We start from the raw sequence: 23033 nt of genomic DNA, 5'->3' as shown, positions 1-23033 counted from the left end.
GAGCGTGGAAGGGGGCATCCCCTATGTGGAAGGGGGCATCCCCTATTCGGAACGAGTGAAGAGGCAACCGCCTGCTCGTCGAGAGCGCGGGGACGGAAGAACCGGACGCGGCCGACACCGGGCCGGGTCCGCAAGGCGTGGGCACCGCCGGCTGTGAGAGGGACGGGAATGGAACCGACCGAAAGCGCCGCCCCGGACTCACGGCTGCGCGCGCGCCAGTGGCGCGCGCCGAGCACGTGGCTGCGGGGCCGCCGCACATCACCGGCCGCCGACACGGGCACGCCGGGCACAGCCGTGGCGGGAACCGCGGGCGGGACACTGAGCACGGCCATCGAGCCGCGCGAGCGGGCGTGGACCTCGCCTGCCGCGCGGGGCGCCGAGAGCGGCGCCGTCCTGGCGGGCGGCCCGGGGGAGCACGAAGCCCGCGAGCCCTGGCCGCTGCTGCCCGTCCTGGTCGTCGCGACCGCCGCGCTCCTGCTCGGCGCCGGGTTATTCCAGGCCCTGGCGGACGGGCACGCGCTCTTCCCCTCCGGCACGGCGGGCTGGTCGCTCGCCGTCCTCACCGGCCTCATCGTCGGCCACCTCGTCGCCCTCGGCAGGGACCGCTGGTGGGGCGGCACGGGCTCCGGCGGCGCGCTCACCGTCGCCGTGCTCCTGCTGTACGGCTGGATGCCCGCCGGCCTGGTCAGCCTCACCGTCGTCGTCCTGGTGGGCGTCGCGCGCAGGCACCGCTGGCGCCAGGGCATCCTGCACGGCGCGGTCGACATCATCGGCATCGGCGCGGGCGCGCTCACCATGGCCGCCTTCGGCACGGCGCCGACGTCCGCCTCGCCGTGGCTGCCCGAGAGCTGGGACCTGTACACCGCGCCCGAAGTCGCCCTGATCGCCGTCGCCTACCTCGCGGTCACCCGCGTCCTGCTCTGGTACGTCCACGCGCCCCGCACCGGCGCCCTGCCGACCGTCACCCGAACGGCCCTGGTCCGGCAGGGACTTCTCGGCATCGCGCTGCTCGGCATCGCCCCGCTGATATGCGTGGTGGCCGTCTCCCTGCCGATACTGCTGCCGCTGTTCGCGATCCCGCTGGTCGCCCTCGACTCCACCCTGTGGATCGCCCGCGCCCGCGCGGAGGAGCAGCTCCGCGACCCGCTGACCGGCCTGCCCAACCGGCAGTGGCTCCTGGAGCGGACCTGGACGGCGCTGGACGACGCCGAGCGGATCGGTGCGCGCTCCGCGTTGATGCTGATCGACATGGACCGCTTCCGGTCGGTGAACGACACCCTCGGCCACCTGGCGGGGGACCGGCTGCTGCTGCAGATAGCGGACCGGCTCCGGCTCGCGCTGCCGCGCGGCGCCGAGGCGGCCCGGCTGGGCGGCGACGAGTTCGCCGTGCTGCTGCCGGTCGCCGACTCCACGACGTCGGCCACGCGTGTGGCCCGGCAGTTGGTCGCCGCGCTCGGCTCGCCGCTCGACCTCGACGGCCTCACCCTCGTCCTGGAGGCCAGCGCGGGCCTTGCCGTCTTCCCGGACCACGCGCTGGACGCGGAGGGGCTGCTCCGCCGTGCGGACGTCGCGATGTACCAGGCGAAGCGGGACCGCACGGGCGTCGAGGTGTACGAGTCGAAGCGCGACTCCAACACCCCCGACCGCCTCGGCCTCCTCGGTGACCTGCGGCGCGCCCTCGACGCGGGCGACGTGGAGCTGCACTACCAGCCGAAGGTCCGCTTCGACGGCAAGGTGGCGGGCCTGGAGGCGCTGGTGCGCTGGGTGCACCCCGAGCGCGGCAAGGTGCCCCCGGACGAGTTCATCGCCATCGCCGAGTCCTCGGGCCTGATGCCGCACCTCACGGAGTACGTCCTGGAGACGGCCCTCGGCCAGGTCGCCAAGTGGCAGGCGCAGGGCCTGAAGGTGCCCGTCGCCGTCAACGTCTCGCCGCGCGACGTGCACACCCCCGGCTTCGCCGGAGCGGTCGCGGCGCGCCTGGCCCGGCACGGGGTCCCGGCGGGCGCGCTGCAACTGGAGATAACGGAGCACGTGCTCCTGGAGGACCCGCAGCGCGCCGCGGACACGCTGGCCGGGCTCACCGGGCACGGCGTGAAGATGTCCCTGGACGACTTCGGCACGGGGTACTCCTCGCTGGTGCACCTGCGGCGGCTGCCCGTGAGCGAGCTGAAGATCGACCGCTCCTTCGTCGCCCGCCTGGCCGTGGACAACGAGGACGCGGAGATCGTCCGCTGCACGGTGGACCTCGCCCATTCCCTCGGGCTGCTCGTGGTCGCCGAGGGCGTCGAGGACGACGAGACGTGGGAGCGGCTGCGCGACCTCGGCTGCGACGCGGTGCAGGGCTGGCTGGTCGCCGCCGCGATGCCCGCCGAGGAGACCACCGCCTGGCTGCGGGCCCGTGGCTCGCGCGGCTGGCGCCGGCCGGTGGACGTCGCGGCGGAGGCCGCGGCGGCGGCTCTCGCCGAGGGCTCCGAGCAGGGCCCCGACGTGCCCTCCGACATGGGCCGGTCCTCGGGGCACGTGGTGCAGTAGCGGCGGCGGTGGCGGCACGGCGGGCGGCCCCGCTGGCGGCGCGCCGGACCGCCCCGGGGGGGCGCCGGAGGAAGCGGGCGGGGAAACCGTTTAACGGGCACACCGCACGGCCCCATAGGATTGGGGCCACAACCCGCACACTCACCCCTGAGGATCGCCGCATGCCTGGCATCACGCGCGAGGAGGTCGCCCACCTCGCCCGCCTTGCACGTCTGGAGCTGAAGGCCGAGGAGCTCGACCACTTCGCCGGACAGCTCGACGACATCATCGGCGCGGTCGCCCGCGTCTCGGAGGTCGCCGACCAAGACGTACCGCCGACCTCGCACCCGCTGCCGCTGACGAACGTCATGCGCGCGGACGAGGTCCGTCCGTCGCTCACCCCCGAGCAGGCGCTCTCGGGCGCCCCGGCCCAGGAGCAGCAGCGTTTCAAGGTGCCGCAGATCCTGGGGGAGGACTAAGAACATGACGGACATCATCAAGCTCACCGCCGCCGAGATCGCCGCGAAGGTCGCTTCCGGCGAGCTCACGGCCGTCGCGGTCACCGAGGCCCACCTGGCCCGCATCGACGCCGTCGACGAGAAGGTGCACGCCTTCCTGCACGTCGACCGCGAGGGCGCCCTCGCGCAGGCCCGCGCCGTCGACGCCAAGCGCGAGCGCGGCGAGAAGCTCGGCCCGCTCGCCGGCGTCCCGCTCGCGCTGAAGGACATCTTCACCACCGAGGGCGTGCCGACCACCGTCGGCTCGAAGATCCTCGAAGGCTGGATCCCGCCGTACGACGCGACGGTCACCAAGCGCCTGAAGGCCGCCGACGTCGTCATCCTCGGCAAGACCAACATGGACGAGTTCGCCATGGGGTCCTCCACCGAGAACAGCGCGTACGGGCCCACCGGCAACCCCTGGGACCTCACCCGCATCCCCGGCGGCTCCGGCGGCGGCTCCTCCGCGGCCCTCGCCTCGTACGAGGCCCCGCTCGCCATCGGCACGGACACCGGCGGCTCCATCCGCCAGCCCGCCGCCGTCACCGGCACGGTCGGCGTCAAGCCCACCTACGGCGGCGTCTCGCGCTACGGCATGGTGGCCTTCTCGTCCTCCCTGGACCAGGGCGGCCCCTGCGCCCGCACGGTCCTGGACGCGGCCCTCCTGCACGAGGCCATCGCCGGCCACGACGAGCTGGACTCGACGTCCATCGACGCCCCGGTCCCGCCGGTCGTCGAGGCCGCGCGCAACGGCAGCGTCGAGGGCATGCGCGTCGGCGTCGTGAAGCAGTTCTCCGGCGAGGGCTACCAGGCCGGTGTCGTCCAGCGCTTCAACGAGTCCGTGGAGCTGCTCAGGTCGCTCGGCGCGACCGTCGTGGAGCTGGACTGCCCCTCCTTCGACCTGGCCCTTTCGGCGTACTACCTGATCGCGCCCTCCGAGTGCTCCTCGAACCTCGCCCGGTTCGACGCCATGCGCTACGGCCTGCGCGTCGGCGACGACGGCACGAAGTCCGCCGAGGACGTCACCGCGCTCACCCGCGAGGCCGGCTTCGGCGACGAGGTCAAGCGCCGCGTCATGCTCGGCACGTACGCGCTCAGCTCCGGCTACTACGACGCGTACTACGGCAGCGCCCAGAAGGTCCGCACCCTCATCACGCGGGACTTCGAGAAGGCCTTCGAGCAGGTCGACGTGATCGTCTCCCCGACGACCCCGACCACCGCCTTCCCGATCGGTGAGCGCGCCGACGACCCGATGGCGATGTACCTGGCCGACCTGTGCACCATCCCGACCAACCTGGCGGGCAACGCGGCGATGTCGCTGCCCTGCGGCCTCGCGCCCGAGGACGGTCTGCCCGTCGGACTGCAGATCATCGCCCCCGCCATGAAGGACGACCGTCTTTACAAGGTCGGAGCCGCCGTCGAGGCCGCCTTCGTGGAAAAGTGGGGGCACCCGCTGCTTGAGGAGGCACCGTCACTATGAGTCCCATGACTGCCAAGGCCAAGGGTTTCAAGAATTCCAAGCCCGGCGCGTACCTTTCGATGGGCACGACCGCCTTCGGGGCGATCGCCGTCGTCAAGCAGGCCAGGATGGCCCGCAAGGAACACGACACGCTGCGCCTCATCGATGCCGCTGTCTCCGCTGCCGCCATCGTCACCGGCCTCGCACTGCTCTACCGCGAGCTGAAGAAGCTCGGCGACGACGACGTCCTGCTGGGCTGAGAGGGAAAGTTACACCGTGACTGTCACTACTGACCTGGTGTCGTACGAGGAAGCCCTCGCGGCGTACGACCCCGTCATGGGCCTTGAGGTCCACGTCGAGCTCGGCACCAGGACCAAGATGTTCTGCGGCTGCTCGACGACGCTCAAGCAGGAGGCGAACAGCCAGACCTGCCCGACCTGCCTCGGCCTGCCCGGCGCGCTGCCGGTCGTCAACGAGATCGGCGTCGAGTCCGCCATCAAGATCGGCCTCGCGCTGCACTGCGAGATCGCCGAGTGGTGCCGCTTCGCCCGGAAGAACTACTTCTATCCGGACATGCCGAAGAACTTCCAGACCTCGCAGTACGACGAGCCGATCGCCTTCAACGGCTATCTGGACGTCCAGCTGGAGGACGGCGAGGTCTTCCGCGTGGAGATCGAGCGCGCCCACATGGAGGAGGACACCGGCAAGTCCACGCACGTGGGCGGCGCGACGGGCCGCATCCACGGCGCCTCGCACTCGCTCCTGGACTACAACCGCGCCGGCATCCCGCTGATCGAGATCGTCACCAAGCCGATCGAGGGAGCGGGCGAGCGCGCCCCCGAGGTCGCCAAGGCGTACGTCGCCGAGCTGCGCGAGCTCATCAAGGCGCTCGGCGTCTCCGAGGCCCGCATGGACAAGGGCCAGATGCGCTGCGACGTGAACCTCTCGCTGCGCCCGCACGGGCGCGAGGAGTTCGGCACGCGCTCGGAGACGAAGAACGTCAACTCGCTCCGTTCCGTGGAGCGCGCGGCGCGCTACGAGATCCAGCGGCACGCCGCCGTCCTGAACGGCGGCGGCACGATCGTCCAGGAGACCCGGCACTTCCACGAGGACGACGGCTCCACGACCTCGGGCCGCATCAAGGACAACGCCGAGGACTACCGCTACTTCCCCGAGCCGGACCTGGTGCCCGTCGCCCCGTCCCGCGAGTGGGTCGAGGAGCTGCGCGCCGGCCTCCCGGAGCTGCCGCGGGTCCGCCGCAACCGGCTCCGCGAGGAGTGGGGCGTCTCCGAGCACGACATGCAGTCGATCCTCAACGCCGACGCCATCGGCCCGATCGTCGCCACCGTCAACGCGGGCGCGGACGCCGCGTCGGCCCGCAAGTGGTGGATGGGCGAGCTGGCCAGGCACGCCAACGAGCAGGGCGTGGAGCTCGGCGCGCTCCCGATCACCCCGGAGCACGTCGCCCGGGTCACGGAGCTCGTCGCCAAGGGCGACCTGAACGACAAGCTGGCCCGCCAGGTCATCGAGGGCGTCCTGAAGGGTGAGGGCGCCCCGGACGAGGTCGTCGAGAAGCGCGGCCTGAAGGTCGTCTCGGACGAGGGCGCGCTCACGGCCGCCGTCGACGAGGCCATCGCCGGCAACCCGGGCGTCGCCGACAAGATCCGCGGCGGCAAGGTCGCCGCCGCGGGCGCCCTGGTCGGCGCGGTCATGAAGGCCACCCGCGGCCAGGCCGACGCGGCCCGCGTCAAGGAGCTGATCCTGCAGAAGCTGGGCGTCAGCGAGGGCTGACCCGGCCCTTTCCCGCCCGACAGGGGCGGCGCACCCCACCCGGTGCGCCGCCCCTGTCGCGTGTGGGCGCCTTTCGGACGTTCACTTCTCCTTCGATCCGCGGCCTTCACACGTCAACCGGACGTCACTAGCGTCCCCGCCGTACAGATCACATGGGTCAGCCGAGAACCATTGACTGTCGGCCAGGACACAGGGAGGTCATACGTGACTCCGGAGATTTCGCGCAGACGGCTGATGGCGGTCGGTGGAGGCGCACTCGGCGCCGCGGCCGTCGGCTCCTTCCTGCCGCCCTCGCTGCAGCAGGCGCTCGCGCAGGGGCCGCCGAAGGGCCACGGCGGGCTCGACTCGATCGAGCACGTGGTGATCCTCATGCAGGAGAACCGTTCCTTCGACCACTACTTCGGCTCCCTGCGCGGCGTACGCGGCTTCGGTGACCGCAACGCCATCCGGCTGCCCGGCGGGAGGTCCGTCTTCGAGCAGCCCGACGGGTCCCGCTCGGTCCTGCCGTTCTCCGTCCGGCAGGCCGCCGAGACGCAGAAGAAGGACCTCCAGTACATCGGCGACCTGGACCACTCCTGGAACGGCGGCGCCAAGGCCTGGCACGACGGCTGGATGGACGGCTGGATCACCGCCAAGACGGCGGCGACCATGGCGCACTACACGCGCGAGGACATCCCGCTGCACTACGAACTCGCCGACACCTTCACCGTCTGCGACGCCTACCACTCCTCCATCCACTCCTCCACCAGCCCCAACCGCAACCACCTGTGGAGCGGCAAGACCGGCTACGAGGCGAACGGCGGGCGGGCCGTCGGCAACGACGCCTACGCCGAGGGCACCCACCCGGGCTACGACTGGGGCACGTACGCCGAACGTCTGGAGAAGGCCGGCGTGAGCTGGCGGACGTACACCGAGTGGGAGAACTTCACCGACAACCAGATCGAGTTCTTCACCACCTTCAAGGCCATCGCCCGCAAGGTGCTCGCCAAGACCGGCCTCACCTACATGGAGGCCTTCTACGCCAAGGTGCGCGACGCCAAGGACGAGACCAAGCGCGCGCGGCTGCTCGCCGACCTGGAGGACGGCGTCCGCACCCTCGACAAGCGCGAGCGGTCCCTCTTCGAGCGCGGCCTGCGGCGCGTGCCCACCGGCGCCCTCGCCCAGAAGTTCGCCGAGGACGTCGCCGACGGCAGGCTCGCGAAGGTCAGCTACCTGGTGCCCTCCGCCGTCGACTCCGAGCACCCCAGCGTCTCGTCGCCGATCCACAGCGCGACCATCGTCTACAAGATCCTCGACGCGCTCGCCTCCCGTCCCGAGGTGTGGCGCCGTACCGCCGTCTTCATCAACTACGACGAGAACGACGGCTTCTTCGACCACGTCCCGCCGCCCGTACCCGGCGGCGACTCCGAGGCGGAGCGCGCCGAGCGCTGGAACGGCAGGCCGACCGGGCTCGGCGTGCGCGTGCCGATGCTCGTCGTCTCGCCGTGGACCGTCGGCGGCTACGTCTCCTCCGAGGTCTTCGACCACACCTCCGTCGTGCGCTTCCTGGAGAAGTGGACCGGCGTCGAGGAGCCCAACATCAGCGCCTGGCGCCGCAAGGTCACCGGCGACCTCACCGGCGCCTTCGACTTCCGGCGCGCCCACCGCATGCCCGAGATCGAGCAGCCGGGAGCCATCCCCGCGTTCAGCGGCCGCTGGGCCCCGCGACCGCCGCAGCAGCAGGCCATGCCCGTCCAGGAGCCCGGCGTCCGCCGCGCGCGCCCGCTGCCGTACCAGCCCGACGCGGACGCGCGGCCGGACGAGGGCGGCGCGCTCACCGTGCGGCTGCGCAACGGCGGCCGCTCCAGCGCGCACTTCGCGCTCTACCCCTACGCCGGCGAGTTCCCGGCCCCCCAGCACCAGGACGTCGTGCGCAAGGGCGCCTGGACCGTGCCGGTGGCCGGCGACCGCTACGACTTCACCATCACCGGCCCCAACGGCTTCCGGCGCGAGTTCAAGGGCGGCAAGGAGGGCGGCGCGCGGCTCACCTCCGCGATCACCCGCCGTGAGATCCACCTGACGCTGGCCAACCGGGGCCGCGGGGAACTCGTCTTCACGGTCAGGCCGCTCGGGTACGTGGACGAGGACGACGTCAGGTCGCGGACGCGCACCGTCCGGGTGCGGCCCGGCAGCAGCCGCACCGTCGCCTGGCGGACCGAGGACGAGCACGGCTGGTACGACGTCGAGGTCACCGCAGACTCCGACAAGGCGTTCCACCGCAGGCTCATGGGCCACATCGAGAACGGCCGCGCGAGCGTCTCGGGCTGACGCCCGGAGCCGGTGCGCGGAGACGCCTGTGAGGCCTCCGCGCACCCCTTGTGCTCTTGTGAGGAAGGCCACGAAACGGACCAAGGATCATCAAATGCTGCCAAGGTGGTCCAGGCGCGCAGGTCGCCGCTCATGTGTTCTTTGCGGGCCCTTGTTCAGCTGATCACCGCTGCTCCCGGTAAAGATCCACGCAACATCCAGGGAGCCGGTCCGTGGCAGCACTCGCCCGCTGGTGCGTCAGGCACCGCCTACTCGCCGTGCTCTTCTGGCTCCTCGCCCTCGGCGGCGCCGCGACGGCCGCCGCCGTCGCCGGGAGCGCGTACTCGAACGACTACGAGGTCCCCGGCACCGAGTCGGGCCGTGCCGCGCACCTCCTCGACGAGCGGTTCCACGGGCTCGGCGGGGACAGCGGCACCGTCGTCTGGCACACCGGACCCGGCGCCTCCGTCCGCGCCGCCGACGTCGAACGCACCGTGTCCGACGCCCTCGACGACATCGCCCGGCAGCCCGCAGTGGCTTCGGTGACCGGCCCCTACGGCGCCGAGGGAGCCGGGCGGATCAGCGAGGACGGCAGGACCGCCTACGCCACCGTCACCTTCCGGGAACAGGCCGACGACATCGCCGAGGCCGACGCCCGGCGGGTCGTCGACACCGCCAGGGCCGCCGAGTCCTCCGGTCTCCAGGTCGAGCTCGGCGGCACCGCCATCGGGCTCACCGAGCCCAAGGGCGCCGAGGCGGCCGAGATCGTCGGGGTGGCCGTCGCCGCCGTCGTGCTCTTCCTCGCCTTCGGCTCGCTCGCCGCGGCCGCGCTGCCGATCGCGACCGCCCTGGTCTCCGTGGGCACGGCGTACGCGGGGATCGTGCTGCTCGGCCACGTCACGACCGTCGCGGACTTCGCGCCGATGCTCGGCACCCTGATCGGCCTCGGCGTCGGGATCGACTACGCCCTGTTCATCGTCACCCGGCACCGCAAGGGCCTCAAACGCGGGCTGCCGGTGGCGGTCGCCGCCGAGCGTGCCGTCGCCACCACCGGGCGCGCCGTCGTCTTCGCGGGCGCCACCGTCTGCATCGCCCTGCTCGGCATGCTCATCCTGCGGCTCGGCTTCCTCAACGGCGTCGCGATCGCCGCCTCGCTGACCGTCGTCCTCACCGTCGCCGCCGCGGTGACGCTGCTGCCCGCCCTGCTGTCCTTCATCGGCCCGCGCGCCCTCAGCCGCGGGGAGCGGCGCCGCCTCGCCGAGCACGGGCCCCAGCCGGAGCTGCCGACCGGGTTCGCCGCCCGCTGGGCCGCCTTCGTCGAGCGCAGGCCGAAGCTGCTCGGCGCCCTCGCGGTGTGCGTCATGGCCGTGCTCGCGCTGCCCGCCCTCGCCCTGCACCTCGGCACCTCCGACCAGGGCAACAACCCCGCGTCCAGCACCACCCGGCAGGCCTACGACCTGCTCGGGGCGGGCTTCGGACCCGGCGTCAACGGCCCCCTGACGCTGGTCAGCGAGGTCTACGGCGCCGGGGACCGCGTCGCCCTCGACACCCTCGGCACGGTGCTGCGGACGACCGAGGGCGTCGCCTCCGTGAGCCCGGCGACGTACGACGAACACGGCCGCACCGCCTTCCTCACCGTCGTCCCCGACTCCGCCCCCCAGTCCAAGGCGACCAGCGCGCTCGTCGACCGGCTGCGCGAGGACGTCCTGCCGCAGGCCGAGCGGGACAGCTCCCTGGACGTGGTGGTCGGCGGTGTGACCGCGAGCTACGACGACTTCGCCGAGGTCATCGTCTCGAAGCTGCCGCTCTTCGTGGGCGTCGTCATCGGCCTCGGCTGCGTGCTGCTCCTGCTCGCCTTCCGCTCGGTCGGCATCCCGCTCAAGGCCGCCGTGATGAACGTCGCGGCCGTCGCCTCCGCCTTCGGCGTCGTCGTCGTGGTCTTCCAGTGGGGCTGGGGGAGCGAACTGCTCGGCCTCGGCAGGGCGGGTCCCATCGAGCCCTTCCTGCCCGTGATCATGGTCTCCGTCCTCTTCGGCCTCTCCATGGACTACCAGGTCTTCCTGGTCAGCCGGATGTACGAGGAGTGGCTGGCGACCGGCGACAACCGGCGGGCGGTGCGGGTGGGTCTGGCCGAGACCAGCCGGGTGATCAACTCGGCCGCCGTCATCATGATCTCCGTCTTCCTCGCCTTCGTGCTCAGCGGCGACCGCGTCATCGCGATGTTCGGCATCGCCCTCGCCGCGGCCGTGACGCTCGACGCCTTCGTCCTGCGCACGCTCCTGGTGCCCGCCCTGATGCACCTGCTCGGCGGCGCCAACTGGTGGCTCCCGCGAAGCCTGGACCGGCTGCTGCCGCGCATCAGCGTGGAGCCGCCCGAAAGTCGTTCGACCGGGGGCGGCACGCGTGGCAGGATCCCGGCACAGGGGGACGCGGCCGACGACATGAGCGGGGTGGAAGACCGGGATGTTCGCGACATCGCTGGGTGAGGGCGCGGAACTGAGGCCGATCGAACCGTGGCAGGCCGAGGAGTTCCTGGACCACGTCGAGCGGGCACGGGAGTACGCGGGGCCGTACGTGCCCCTGACCGTCCTCGCCGAGGACCTCGAATCGGCGCGGGGCGTCCTCCAGCGGTACGCCGACAAGCAGGCGGCCGACACCGGGCGCCTGTACGGCATCTGGCTGGACGGCACGCTGGTCGGCGGCGTCCTGTTCCGGATCTTCGACACCAGCGTCGACGGCTGCGAGATCGGCGTCTGGCTGGAGCCCTCGGCGGCCGGGCGCGGCCTGGTCACCCGGGCCTCGCGCGTCCTCATCGACTGGGCCGTCGACCGGCGCGGCATGCACCGGATCGAGTGGCTGGTCTCCTCGCGCAACGACCGCAGCAAGGCCACGGCCGCGCGCCTGGGGTTCACCAAGGACGGCGTGCTGCGCGAGAGCTTCCCGTGGCAGGGGATACGCCACGACATGGAGGTGTGGTCCGTGCTGGCCCCGGAGTGGCGCGCGGCACGGGACGTTCGTTAAGACGGCTCTCAGACAGCGTCCGTACGGTGCCTCGCATGGCTACCAAGACAGAGGACGCGGCCGGGGCGCAGGATGCCACCGGGGCCGAGGACGCCGCCGAGACCGAGGGAGCGACCGGCTCGGGGACGCCGGAACCGAAGAAGGGCGCGGCCGAGGTCGACGTCACCAAGGCCGCCGAGCCGGCCGACGCCGCCGATGACGCGGACGTGGACGCGGAGTCCGACGAGGAGCCCGGCGCTGCGGCGAAGTCCGCGGGTGTCGGCCAGGGCGCCGCGGCCGTCGTCTCCGTCGCGCTCGGCGTCGTCGGCCTCTCCGGCGGCTGGCTCGGCACCGTCGCGGGCGCCCGCTCGAACATCATCGGCCAGCTGGAGACCGCCCAGTCCGCGAGCGTCGCCGGCCAGATCCAGGCCCTGTACGGGGACTCCTGGAAGATCACCGCGCTGATCGCCGGCATCTTCGCGCTCGCGGCGCTGGTCATCGGCTTCGTCGTGCTCGTCAGGCCCGCGTTCGGCGCCCCCGGCAAGGAGCAGGCGCCCTGGATCAAGTCGGTGTCGTGGGCGGGCGTCGCGCTCGGCGTGATCGGACTGCTCCTGGCCATCGCCAAGTACTCCGACCTGCTGCTCGGGCTTCCCTCAGCACCTTCCTAGACCACGGGACCGCGTCTAAGGCAGGGGCGGGGCAGGGGACTAAGGCCCCCGCCCCGCCCCTTGTCGTGGGTAAGGCCCCCGGCCCCGCACAGATGCGGCAGTCGCCCGATGTGAGGGACCCCCCTGGGAGACGAGAGTGGTGTCATCGCAGAGAGCGATGACACCACAGGGACCCGAGGGGTACGAGATGTTCGAGTACGAGATGCACCAGCTGCGCGCCGCCGAGCTGACCCGGGAGGCCGACCGCCGCCGCCTGGTCCGCGAGGCCCGCCGCGTCCGCACCGCCGCCCGCCCCTCGGCACGCGACGAAGCCGAGGGGCGGGTGAGCGCGCCCGCCTGGAAGGCCCGTCCCGCACGGACCACCTGAGATGAGAGGCGGGGCGGGGACGGTTCCGCCGGAGATCACTTCCCGGACATCCGGTGTCACCCCGTCAGCACACTGTGCGATGCTCGCCGCTGTGGAGACCAGGTCCGTGAGCCCCGTCTTCGTCGGTCGCACCGATGAACTGGGCCTCTTGAACGAAGCGCTCGCCCGCGCCACGGGCGCCCCCCTCGCGGGAGCCGGGGGCCCCGGCACGGGCGAGCCGCAGGCGTTGCTGCTCGGCGGTGAGGCGGGCGTCGGCAAGACCCGCCTGGTGGAGGAGTTCACGGCGGCGGCCGAGAAGCAGGGCGCCGTCGTCGCGCTCGGAGGCTGCGTCGAGATCGGCGCCGACGGCCTGCCGTTCGCCCCCTTCTCCACCGCCCTGCGCGCCCTGCGCCGCCGCCTCCCCGAGGAACTGGCCGCGGCGGCCGAGGGCCAGGAGGAGGAGCTCGCCAGGCTCCTGCCCGAACTGGCCGCGCCCGCCCCGCACGGCCACGGCGGCCGCTCCGACGAGCAGGGCATGGCCCGCCTCTTCGAGCTGACCGCCCGCCTCCTGGAGCGCCTCTCCCGAGAGCGCACGGTCGTCATCGCCCTGGAGGACCTGCACTGGGCCGACACCTCCACCCGGCACCTCCTCGCCTACCTCTTCCGCACCCTGCGCGGCGGCCGTCTCGTCCTCCTCGCCACCTACCGCGCCGACGACATCCACCGCCGCCACCCGCTGCGCCCCCTCCTCGCCGAACTGGACCGGATGCGCACCGTGCGCCGCATCGAGCTCGGGCGCTTCAGCAAGGACGAGGTCGCCCGCCAGATGGCCGGCATCCTCGCGGCCGAACCCGAACCGTCCCTGGTCGACGACATATTCGACCGCTCCGACGGCAACGCCTTCTTCGTCGAGGAACTGGCCGTCGCCGCGCACGGCGGCAGCTGCGCGGGCCTGACCGACTCGCTGCGCGATCTGCTCCTCGTACGCGTAGAGGAACTGCCCGAGGACACCCAGCGGGTCGCGCGCATCGTCGCCGAGGGCGGCTCCACCGTCGAGTACCCGCTGCTCGCCGAGGTCGTGGGGCTCGGCGAGGACGACCTGATCGAAGCCCTGCGGGCCGCGGTCGGCGCCAACATCCTGCTCGCCTCGCCCGACGGTGACGGCTACCGCTTCCGGCACTCCCTGGTCCGCGAGGCCGTCAGCGACGACCTGCTGCCCGGCGAGCGCTCCCGCATCAACCGCCGCTTCGCCGAGGCCCTGGAGGCCGATCCCGCGCTCGTCGCCGCCGACCAGCGCGCCGCCCGGCTCGCCACCTACTGGTACCACGCGCACGATGCCGCCAAGGCCCTGCCCGCCGTGCTGCGCGCCTCCGTCGAGGCCCGCAGGCGCCACGCCTACGCCGAACAGCTCCGCCTGCTCGAACGCGCCATGGAGCTCTGGGACGACGCCCCCGAGGACGTACGCGAGGAGCTGCGCTCCGCCGACTACGTGGAGGGCTACCCCGCCTGCGGCGGCGACCCGGCCGAGCCCCTTCGCTATCTGGACCTGATGGCCGAGGCCACCGTCGCCGGACGGCTCAGCGGCGAGCGCGACCGCGCCCTGAAGATCACCAAGCGGGCCCTGAGACTCCTCGCCGACGACAAGGACCCCCTGCGAGCGGCCTGGTTCTGGGTCTCGCGCTCCCGTCTCGTCTCCACCCTCGGCCGCGGCGACGGCTGGGACGAGATCGCCAGGGCCCAGGAGCTGATGCGCGGTCTGCCGCCCTCCGAGGTGCACGCCGACGTCCTGGTCCACCGCGCCTCCTGGGGCATGCTGCACGCCCCCGGCCCCGAGACCATGGCCGCCGCCGAGCGGGCCGTCGAGTACGCCCGCATGGTCAAGGCCGACACCATCGAGCTCAACGCGCGGCTCACCCGCGGCAACCTCCTCATCGAGGCCGGCGACCCCGAGACCGGCCTCGCCGAGATGTACGAGGTCAGGGACCGCGTCGTCGAACAGGGGCTGGTCACCGACCTCAGCCGCGCCCACATCAACCTGCCGTCGGCCCTGGAGGGCGTCGGCCGCTCCGCCGAGTCCGTCAAGGTCGCGATGGAGGGCATCGAGTTCTGCCGGAAGTACGGCCTGATGGACACCGAGGGCTGGGTCTGGGGCAACGCCGCCGAGTCACTGCTCTCCCTCGGCCGCTGGGACGAGGCGGCCGAGGCCGTCGTCCAGACGCACCGCTGCGCACAGAGCGCCAAGCCCCGCGGCTCGGCCGCCCAGTGCTCCGCGCGCATGGCGCTCTACCGCGGCGACCACGCCGCCGCCACCCGCCACCTCCAGAGCGCCTGCCACCACTACGGCACCCACGACCCCCAGCCGCAGTACACGCTGCCGCTGGCCGCCATCGCCCTCGGCATCGCCGCCGCCGAGGGCCGGGTGCTCGACGGCCGCGCCGAGGTCGAGCGGGGCCTCGCCGCGGGCCTGCCCTTCGGCACCTACAAGTACGGCTGGCCGCTGCTCCTGGCCGCCGCCGCGATGGAGGCCGACGCCCGCGGCCTGCCCGCCGCCGAGCCCGGCCGCCCCGCGGCCGTCGCCCGCATCCGCGAGGTCACCAAGTCCCTGGCCACCCCCATCCCGCTCTGGCGCGCCTACGACGAGTGGACCCGCGCCGAACTCCTGCGCTCCGAGGACCGCGACGGTCCCGCCGACTGGGCCGCGGTGGCCGCCGCCGTGGAACCCCTCGGCCGCCCCTACGACCTCGCCCGCGTCCGCCTCCGCCTCGCCGAGGCCCTGCTCGCCCCGGACGCCCCCGACCGCGACAGCGCCGCCCGGCTGCTCCGCCAGGCCCGTGAGACGGCCGAGCGGCTCGGCGCGCGGCCGCTGACCGAGGCGATCACCGGGCTCGCCCAGCGCGCCCGCCTCGCCCTCGACCCGGCCGAGCCCGTGCGGGCCCCGGCCGCCCCCGCCGACCCCGCCGAGGCGCTCGGCCTGACCAGCCGGGAGCGTGACGTCCTGCGGCTGGTCGCGGTGGGCCGCAGCAACCGCCAGATCGCCGAGGAGCTCTTCATCTCCCCGAAGACGGCGAGCGTCCACGTCTCCAACATCCTCGCCAAGCTCTCCGTCACCGGACGGGGCGAGGCCGCCGCGCTCGCCCACCGCCTCCGGCTGTTCCCGCCGGGCGGTGAGCGCGCCGAGGCGAGCGGCTGACCTGCGCCGACGCGGCCCCGGCCGGTTCCGCGTCCGGTCGCCTACGCTTGACGGCAGGATCTCCACTCCGAGGAGGCGCAGTGTTCAACGCGATCGAGGCCCTGTTCGCTCCGGGGCGCAAGCACACCGACGACGAGCAGAAGCGCCTGGAGACGACCCGCGTCGACCTCGCCGACGGCGATCCCGGGCGGGGCCCGATAGACCTCTCCTCGGGCAAGGTGGTCGTACGCCCGCCGGTCCCCGCGCCCCGCGCTGACAGGACGGACGAGACGGACGGGGCGGATGCGACGGAGCAGCCGCCCCCGGCGGCCTGAACTACTTCACCCGCACCTCGAGGATCTTGTCGTCGCCCTTCTCCGGCGTCCCCCGGGTGTCCGTCTCGTTCGTGACCACCCACAGCTTGTCGCCGCCCGCCGCGAGCACCGTGCGCAGCCGGCCGTACTCGCCCTCCAGGAACGCCTGCGGCTCGGGTTCGCCGTCCACGCCGCGTACCGGGACGCGCCACAGCCGCTCGCCGCGCAGCCCCGCCATCCAGATCGAGCCCTCGGCGTAGGCCACGCCGCTCGGTGAGGCCTCGGAGGTCTTCCACTGGGCGACCGGGTCGCGGAAGCCCTCCCCGCCCTCCTTGCCCTCGGCCTCGGGCCAGCCGTAGTTGCCGCCGGCCTTGATCTCGTTCAGCTCGTCCCAGGTGTCCTGGCCGAACTCCGACGCCCACAGCCGCTTCTGCTCGTCCCAGGCGAGGCCCTGCACGTTGCGGTGGCCGAGGGAGTAGACGGCCGACCCCTCGAAGGGGTTGCCGGGGGCGGGCTCGCCCTCCGGAGTGATGCGCAGGATCTTGCCGCCCAGGGACTTCTTGTCCTGCGACAGGTCGGTGTCCCCCGTCTCGCCCACGCCCGCGTACAGCATCTTGTCCGGCCCGAAGGCGATCCTGCCGCCGTCGTGGTTCGAGCCCTTGGGGATGCCCTTGAGGATCGTGTCGGGCGCGCCGAGCCGCCGGCCGGAGGGCTTCTTCTCGTCGTACGGCATACGGACGATGCGGTTGTCGGACGCCGTGGTGAAGTACGCGTACACCATGTGGTCCGAGGCGTACGCGGGGGAGAGGGCGATGCCCAGCAGCCCGCCCTCGCCGCCGGGGGAGACGCCGGGCACCGAGCCGAGCCGCGTCTTCTCGCCCGTCTCGGCGTCCACCCGGGTGATCGTCCCCTCGTCGCGCGAGGAGACGAGCAGGTCGCCCTCGGGCAGCTCGGCGAGGCCCCACGGCGACTTCAGGCCGGTGGCCACGGTGCGGGTGACCTTCACCGAGCCCTTCTCCGGCGGGGCGTCGGCGCCCCGCTTCCCGGTCGCGGACCCGCTGGAGGCTTCCGGCTTCGGCGGGCTCTCGCGGCGGCCGGTCCCGTCGCCGTCCCCCGACGAGCAGCCGGCGGTGAGGGCGAGGATGGCAGCAGCGGCCAACACGGCGGTGACAGTGGGTCGTTGCACGATCGGGGTCCCTTCGACGGCGGCGCTCTTCTCCTGTTCATACACCGCTCGCGCCCCGCGGGTTCCCCTGGCGCGGCCACGGAAGCGGCTCCGGCGGCGGAACCTCAGTCCCACGACCCCAGGGCGGGCGGCAGCGCCGCCATCTCCGCCAGGTCCGCTTCCGTCAGCCGCACCGCCGCCGCCCCCGCGTTCTCCTCCGCCCAGCGCGCCCGCTTGGCGCCCGGGATCGGCACCACGTGCGGGCCCTGCCGGAGCGTCCAGGCCAGCGCGATCTGCGCCGGGGTCGCCCCGTGCCGCTCCGCCACCCGGCGCAGCCCCACCACCAGCGGCTGGTTCGCCGCCATCATCTCGGCGGTGAAGCGCGGGTGGCGGGCCCGCAGATCGTCCGGCTCGAAGCCCTGGCCGGGGGTGAGCGTCCCGGTGAGGAAACCATTCCCCAGCGGCATCGCCGCGAGGAACCCGACCCCGCGCGCGGCGCACCACGGCAGCAGCGCGTCCAGCGCCTCCGGCGACCACACGGACAGCTCGGCCTCCACCGCGCTCACCGGGAAGACCTGCTGCACCCGTTCGAGGAGCCGGAGCGTCGTGTCGTGCATACCGGGTCTCGGGCGGCCGTGCGCCGTGCGCCGCACCGCGCGCGCCCCCACGGCGCACAGTCCCAGGGCCCGCACCTTCCCCGCCGCTACCAGCTCCGCCATCGCGCCCCAGGTCTCCTCCACGGGGACCTCGGGGTCCACGCGGTGCAGCTGGTACAGGTCGATGGTCTCGGTCTGGAGCCGCCGCAGCGACGCGTCGCAGGCCCGCTTCACATAGCCGGGGCGGCCGTTGGCGACGATGTGCTGCTCGCCCACGAGCAGGCCGCACTTGGTCGACACGAACGCCTCGCCGCGCCGCTCCTTGAGCACCCGGCCGATCAGCAGCTCGTTCGTGAAGGGCCCGTACATGTCGGCGGTGTCGAGCAGCGTCGCCGCCTCCCCGCCCGCGTCCAGCGCGGCGTGCACGGTGCGCAGCGACGCGTCGCCGCGCTGCCGCGAGCCGGTGTACGCCCAGCTCATCGGCATGCAGCCGAGTCCGACGGCGCCCACTTCGAGCGCCCCCGCGCCGATCGTCCTGCGCTCCACCTGGCCGTACCCTCCCGCTCCGCGTCACTCCGCGTCCGAAGATCACCCAAACTAGCCGCTGTCCCGTCGGACCCGAGCGCTGGCTCCCCGCGGGCCGCGGACGGCTAGCCTCCTGAGCATGACGACTGACGTATGGCTTCCGTTCGCGGCGCACGACATACCGGGACTGCCCGAGGCGTCCGAGGCCGGCCTCACCTACCGTTTCTGGGACGGCGGCCAAGAGTTCCCCGCCGACCCCGCCGACTGCGCCTTCTACGTGGTGCCCTACCTCCAGGGCCCGGCGGTCGCCGTGCGCCCGCTGCCCGAGATGTCGTCCGTACGGGTGGTGCAGACGCTGTCGGCGGGGGTCGACCAGATGGACGCCGGGCTGAAGTGCCTGCGGCCCGGTGTCCGCCTGTGCAACGCGCGCGGCGTGCACGAGGCGAGCACCGCCGAGCTGGCCCTCGCCCTGATCCTGGCGTCGCTGCGGGGCTTTCCGCGGTTCTTCGAGGGACAGCGCGCACAGGAGTGGCGTACGGGGTTCAACCCGTCGCTCGCCGACAAGTCCGTGCTCATCGTGGGCTACGGGGCGATCGGCTCCGCCATCGAGGACAGGCTCGCTCCCTTCGAATGCGCGCGGGTGGCGCGCGTCGCGCGCTCTGCCCGTGCCTCGGAGCGCGGCCCCGTGCGCCCGCTCGCCGAGCTGCCGTCCCTGCTGCCCGACGCCGACGTGGTCATCCTGTCGACGCCGCTCACCGAGGACACCCGTGGCCTCGTGGACGCCGACTTCCTGGCCCGGATGAAGGACGGCGCGCTCCTCGTCAACGTCGCCCGCGGCCCCGTCGTCGACACCAAGGCGCTCATCGCCGAACTGGAGTCCGGGCGCCTCACGGCCGCGCTCGACGTGACCGATCCGGAGCCGCTCCCCGCAGGCCATCCCCTGTGGCAGGCTCCCGGAGCACTCATCACCCCCCATGTCGGAGGCCCTACGTCCGCTTTCCTGCCCCGCGCCCATCGGCTGCTGGCCGCGCAGCTGACGAAGTTCGCGGCGGGGCGGCCCGTCGACAACGTCGTGCGCACGACGGCCGGTTGACGGGCAGGTCCGCCCGGGCCCGCGAGTCAACCCCGCGCACGCAGCGCACCCATATGGGTGCGCTCTGTGCCCACCCCGTCGAGCGTAGTCACGGAGCGTAGAGAGGCTATGTCCCTGAGTGACGATCCTGGTGTATCGTCCCGACTGGGGAAGCGCCGTGGACCAGCGGCGCCGGGGACGCACAGCGGACTGCAAGGGGGGCGACGGGTGATGTTTGGCCCAGGGGCGGACGATCCGACGTGGCGGGACGGCCGCCGACTCTCACACGCGCCGGCCCGCGCGAGCGGCCGAGCCGGGACCCGGGCGGGCGACCGCCGGAGCGCGCAGTGGCCGTGCCGGTGCGGCCGTCACACGGACCGGCCGGGCACGGGCGCGGCGCGGGTCGGGGCGGCGCGGGTCGGCACGGCGCGGACCAGGGTGGCGCGGTGAGCACCCCCCGGGGCTCCGCCGCCGTCCTCGACCAGGGGCTCGCGGCGCCGACGCTGCCTCCGCCGGCACCCCTGCTGCGCCGCCCCCTGCCGGGCGGGCGCTGCCTCGTCTCCCAGGTGCTCCTGCTGCTCCTCTGCGGCGGGTACGCCGCCGGCGCGGCGACGGGCTGGGGGTCCGAGCGGCTGGCCCTGATCATGGGTGACTTCGGGCTGAGCATCGCGGCGGCGGCGGCCGCGGTCTCCTGCTTCCACTACTCCCGCACGCGCCGCAGCCGCTTTCGACCCGCATGGCTGCTCTTCGCACTCTCCTCCGCGATGGCGGCCGTCGGGAACGGCGTCTGGGGCTGGTACGAGGTCGTGCTCGACCGCCCCGTGCCGAGCCCCGGCTACGCCGACCTGTTCTTCCTCTGCTTCGCGCCACCCGCCATCATCGGCCTGCTCGTGCTCGCCAAACGCCCGGTGACCAAGGCGGGCTGGACCTGCCTCGCCCTGGACTCCTGGCTGATCGGCGGCTCGCTCCTCACCATCGCCTGGAGCCTCGCCCTCGCGCACACCGCGCAGTTCGAGGGCCAGAGCGTCGCGCACGCCGCGCTTACCCTCGCCTACCCCCTGCTCGACATCGCGCTGGTCAGCATGGTCCTGGCGCTGCACTTCAGACGATCGTCGACGCACCGCACCGCGGTGAACACCGCGATCGGAGCGCTCGCGGTGACCGTGCTGTGCGACGCCCTGTTCACCTCGCCCCTGCTGCACACGAGCTACCGCTCGGGCCAGATGCTGGACGCCGGCTGGTTCACGGGCTCCCTCCTCCTGGCGTACGCGCCCTGGGCCGTCCCCTGGCAGGTGCGCGGGCCGGCCGGGCAGGTCCACGCGCGCGAGGCGCACGACGGCGGGCCCGACGAGCCGAAGGCGTCCGGCACGCGTCCGATCGCCGGTTCGCTCGCCGCCCTCACGCCGTACCTCGCCGCCGCGGTCTGCACGCTGGGCATCCTGTACAACGTCCTGAACGGCCGCAGCGTCGACCGGGTCGTGCTCTTCACCGCGGGCACCGTCGTGCTCGCCCTCGTCGTCCGCCAGGGCATCATGCTCATGGACAACATCACGCTCACCCAGGAGCTGGCCCAGAAGGAGAACCACTTCCGCTCCCTGGTCCAGGGCTCCAGCGACGTCATCATGATCGCCGCGCCCAACGGCATCCTGCGCTACGTGAGCCCGGCCGCCGCCGGGGTCTACGGCCGTGACGCCGACGAACTGGTGGGCTCCGAACTGGCCTCGCTGATGCACCCCGAGGACCTCGGCCGGGTCGTGCACGAGGTGCGCAGATTCCTCGCCGCCCACCCGGCCGACGAGCCGACCACCCGCATCGAGTGCCGCTTCCGATCGGGCAACGGCGACTGGCTCAACGTCGAGTCCACCGTCAACCGCCACCAGGGCGGCCTCATCTTCAACAGCAGGGACGTCACCGAACGGGTGCGGCTCCAGGCCCAGTTGCAGCACAACGCCGAGCACGACCCGCTCACCGACCTGCCCAACCGCGCCCTGTTCACCCGGCGGGTGGGCCAGGCGCTGACCGGCCGCAGAGTGACCGACCGCGGCACGGCCGTGCTCTTCATCGACCTCGACGGCTTCAAGGCGGTCAACGACACCATCGGCCACCAGGCCGGGGACGAACTGCTCATCCAGGCGGCGCGCAGACTTCAGGAGGCGGTGCGTTCGGGCGACACCGCCTCCCGGCTCGGCGGCGATGAGTTCGCGGCCCTCATCGTCGGCGACGGGACCAGGGACCAGGCCGCGAGGGAACGGCACATCTACGAACTGGCCGACCGGCTGAGAATCACCCTCTCCCAGCCCTACGCCATCGACGGCAACGACGTGCGCGTCGCGGCGTCCATCGGCGTGGCGTTCGCCGAGCCGGGCATCGGCGCGGGCGAACTCCTGCGCAACGCCGACCTCGCGATGTACCGCGCCAAGGCCGCGGGCAAGGGCCGCGTGGAGCTGTACGCGCCGCAGATGCAGGCCGACGTCGCCCGCAAGGCGGAGCAGGCCACCCGGCTGCGCGCCGCCCTGCACGACGGCGAGTTCGCGCTGCTCCACCAGCCCGTGGTCGCCCTCGACGACGGCCGGATCACGGCGGTCGCCGCACAGCCCCGCTGGCGCTCGGCCCAGGGCATCCTCTACACCCCCGCCGAGTTCCTGCGGGCCACCAAGGCCGGGGAGAGGGACGGCGGGCGCGACACCAGGGAGAGCGACCGCACGGCGGCGCTGGGCCGCTGGACACTGGAGAAGGCCGTCGAGCAGGCCGCGGAGCGGGGGCGCGCCGGCCACGCGGTGCCGGTCACCGTGCGGATGAGCGCGCGCATGCTCCTGGACCGCTCCATGCCCCTCGGCTCCGTCGAGGCGCTCCTGACCCGGTACGGCCTGCCCTCGGGCGCGCTCGTCATCGAACTGGCGGAGAGCGACCCCCGGGTCCCCCTCGACGACCTGGAGCGCCGCCTCACCGCCCTGCGCCGGCTCGGCGTACGCATCGCGCTCGACGGCTTCGGCGGCGGGTACGCGGCGATCACCGCGCTGCGCCGGCTGCCCGTCGACATCCTGAAGCTGGACCGGGGCCTGGTCGAGGGCGTCGCCGAGTCCGCGCGGGCCCACAAGATCACCTCGGGGCTGCTGCGCATAGCGGGCGACCTCGGGCTGCTCTCCGTGGCCGACGGCGTCGACCTGCCCGAGCAGGTGACGGTCCTGCGCGAGATGGGGTGCACGCACGGGCAGGGCGTGGCGTTCTCCGGGCCGCTGGACGAGCACCGGCTGCGCAGGGCGCTCACCCTCGGGGAGTACCCGGTGCCGCGCGGCGCGGCGGAGCCCGTCCTCGCGGGCGGGCCCGCGCAGACCTTCGTGGGCGGGGGCGCGCAGGCGTACGCGGGCGGCTCCGCGGGCCGCTCATGACCACGGCCCCGCCCTGGGCGCGTTCACATAATGAGACCCGTGTCCCACCTACTTGACAGGCACTGCGTGCCGGGGGGAGGGTCAATGCCATGCGCACCCGAATTCTCGTACTTGGAAAGCGCGTCGGCTGAAGCTGGGGCGGACCGGTCCGAACACCGGAACCCAGCGAACGCACCCGACGCGCTCCCCTCGCTTGCCTCACGGCACGAGGGGTTTTTTGTTGCATCAGCACCTGCCGAAACCCT

Annotated in this window: 16 protein-coding genes; 14 read left to right on the top strand and 2 right to left on the bottom strand. The window is 73.1% G+C overall.

Annotation, left to right across the window (positions count from 1 at the left end; all coding sequences use genetic code 11):
* Positions 1-168: 168 nt before the first annotated feature.
* The 12 genes from DCW30_RS00240 (at position 169) to DCW30_RS00185 (ending at position 16062) form a co-directional block, all read left to right on the top strand.
* Positions 169-2532 carry a putative bifunctional diguanylate cyclase/phosphodiesterase gene (locus DCW30_RS00240; RefSeq protein WP_076684360.1) on the top strand — a complete coding sequence of 788 codons (2364 nt, stop codon included), beginning with the start codon at positions 169-171 and terminating at the stop codon, positions 2530-2532.
* 161 nt (positions 2533-2693) lie between these two features.
* On the top strand, positions 2694-2990 hold the full coding sequence (gatC, locus tag DCW30_RS00235; protein ID WP_010984178.1) for an Asp-tRNA(Asn)/Glu-tRNA(Gln) amidotransferase subunit GatC: 297 nt from the start codon (positions 2694-2696) through the stop codon (positions 2988-2990).
* A 4-nt stretch (positions 2991-2994) separates the two neighbouring features.
* Positions 2995-4488, top strand: coding sequence for an Asp-tRNA(Asn)/Glu-tRNA(Gln) amidotransferase subunit GatA (gene gatA, locus DCW30_RS00230; protein WP_062771261.1), 1494 nt, complete (start codon positions 2995-2997; stop codon positions 4486-4488).
* Positions 4485-4727, top strand: a complete 243-nt coding sequence (locus tag DCW30_RS00225) for a hypothetical protein (RefSeq protein WP_062771262.1) — start codon at positions 4485-4487, stop codon at positions 4725-4727. Before gatA ends, DCW30_RS00225 begins: the two co-directional genes overlap by 4 nt.
* Positions 4728-4743: 16 nt before the next feature.
* Positions 4744-6258, top strand: a complete 1515-nt coding sequence (gene gatB / locus DCW30_RS00220; RefSeq protein WP_062771263.1) for an Asp-tRNA(Asn)/Glu-tRNA(Gln) amidotransferase subunit GatB — start codon at positions 4744-4746, stop codon at positions 6256-6258.
* 204 nt (positions 6259-6462) lie between these two features.
* Positions 6463-8565 (top strand): phosphocholine-specific phospholipase C, encoded by a 2103-nt coding sequence (locus DCW30_RS00215; RefSeq protein WP_076684359.1) that lies wholly within the window; start codon positions 6463-6465, stop codon positions 8563-8565.
* A gap of 212 nt (positions 8566-8777) precedes the next feature.
* Positions 8778-11030, top strand: a complete 2253-nt coding sequence (locus DCW30_RS00210; protein ID WP_076684358.1) for an MMPL family transporter — start codon at positions 8778-8780, stop codon at positions 11028-11030.
* Positions 11008-11565 carry a GNAT family N-acetyltransferase gene (locus DCW30_RS00205; protein WP_062771266.1) on the top strand — a complete coding sequence of 186 codons (558 nt, stop codon included), beginning with the start codon at positions 11008-11010 and terminating at the stop codon, positions 11563-11565. The genes DCW30_RS00210 and DCW30_RS00205 overlap by 23 nt, the downstream gene beginning before the upstream one ends.
* Before the next feature lie 35 nt (positions 11566-11600).
* The gene (locus tag DCW30_RS00200; protein WP_076684357.1) at positions 11601-12212 is read left to right on the top strand and encodes a hypothetical protein; all 612 of its coding nucleotides are present in this window, start codon (positions 11601-11603) and stop codon (positions 12210-12212) included.
* Between the two features lie 157 nt (positions 12213-12369).
* Complete coding sequence (locus DCW30_RS00195; RefSeq protein ID WP_418347057.1) at positions 12370-12579, top strand: hypothetical protein; 210 nt, start codon at positions 12370-12372, stop codon at positions 12577-12579.
* A gap of 79 nt (positions 12580-12658) precedes the next feature.
* Positions 12659-15748 (top strand): helix-turn-helix transcriptional regulator, encoded by a 3090-nt coding sequence (locus DCW30_RS00190; RefSeq protein ID WP_076684355.1) that lies wholly within the window; start codon positions 12659-12661, stop codon positions 15746-15748.
* Positions 15749-15828: 80 nt separating this feature from the next.
* The gene (locus DCW30_RS00185) at positions 15829-16062 is read left to right on the top strand and encodes a DUF6191 domain-containing protein (RefSeq protein WP_076684354.1); all 234 of its coding nucleotides are present in this window, start codon (positions 15829-15831) and stop codon (positions 16060-16062) included.
* A 1-nt stretch (position 16063) separates the two neighbouring features.
* On the opposite strand, the gene DCW30_RS00180 is transcribed toward DCW30_RS00185, so the two are convergent.
* Positions 16064-17227, bottom strand: coding sequence for a PQQ-dependent sugar dehydrogenase (locus DCW30_RS00180; protein ID WP_079250358.1), 1164 nt, complete (start codon positions 17225-17227; stop codon positions 16064-16066).
* A gap of 104 nt (positions 17228-17331) precedes the next feature.
* Positions 17332-18348 (bottom strand): aldo/keto reductase, encoded by a 1017-nt coding sequence (locus tag DCW30_RS00175; protein ID WP_076684352.1) that lies wholly within the window; start codon positions 18346-18348, stop codon positions 17332-17334.
* A gap of 118 nt (positions 18349-18466) precedes the next feature.
* On the opposite strand from DCW30_RS00175, the gene DCW30_RS00170 reads away from it, so the two are divergent.
* Together DCW30_RS00170 and DCW30_RS00165 are read left to right on the top strand one after the other, a co-directional pair.
* Positions 18467-19420, top strand: coding sequence for a 2-hydroxyacid dehydrogenase (locus DCW30_RS00170; protein ID WP_076684351.1), 954 nt, complete (start codon positions 18467-18469; stop codon positions 19418-19420).
* 482 nt (positions 19421-19902) lie between these two features.
* Positions 19903-22788, top strand: a complete 2886-nt coding sequence (locus DCW30_RS00165; RefSeq protein WP_076688861.1) for a putative bifunctional diguanylate cyclase/phosphodiesterase — start codon at positions 19903-19905, stop codon at positions 22786-22788.
* The last annotated feature ends 245 nt before the right edge of the window (positions 22789-23033 follow it).

Origin of the sequence: Streptomyces alfalfae, assembly GCF_004127445.1 — a bacterium.
Taxonomy (GTDB): Bacteria; Actinomycetota; Actinomycetes; order Streptomycetales; family Streptomycetaceae; genus Streptomyces; species Streptomyces alfalfae.
The sequence above is the reverse complement of the archived record's forward strand: the minus strand, read 5'-3'. Positions and strand labels throughout refer to the sequence as shown.

Coding starts and splice junctions, on each gene's coding strand:
- DCW30_RS00240 (WP_076684360.1), top strand. CDS start 169: ATGGAACCGACCGAAAGCGCCGCCCCGGACTCACGGCTGCGCGCGCGC.
- gatC (WP_010984178.1), top strand. CDS start 2,694: ATGCCTGGCATCACGCGCGAGGAGGTCGCCCACCTCGCCCGCCTTGCA.
- gatA (WP_062771261.1), top strand. CDS start 2,995: ATGACGGACATCATCAAGCTCACCGCCGCCGAGATCGCCGCGAAGGTC.
- DCW30_RS00225 (WP_062771262.1), top strand. CDS start 4,485: ATGAGTCCCATGACTGCCAAGGCCAAGGGTTTCAAGAATTCCAAGCCC.
- DCW30_RS00205 (WP_062771266.1), top strand. CDS start 11,008: ATGTTCGCGACATCGCTGGGTGAGGGCGCGGAACTGAGGCCGATCGAA.
- DCW30_RS00200 (WP_076684357.1), top strand. CDS start 11,601: ATGGCTACCAAGACAGAGGACGCGGCCGGGGCGCAGGATGCCACCGGG.
- DCW30_RS00195 (WP_418347057.1), top strand. CDS start 12,370: ATGACACCACAGGGACCCGAGGGGTACGAGATGTTCGAGTACGAGATG.
- DCW30_RS00190 (WP_076684355.1), top strand. CDS start 12,659: ATGCTCGCCGCTGTGGAGACCAGGTCCGTGAGCCCCGTCTTCGTCGGT.
- DCW30_RS00170 (WP_076684351.1), top strand. CDS start 18,467: ATGACGACTGACGTATGGCTTCCGTTCGCGGCGCACGACATACCGGGA.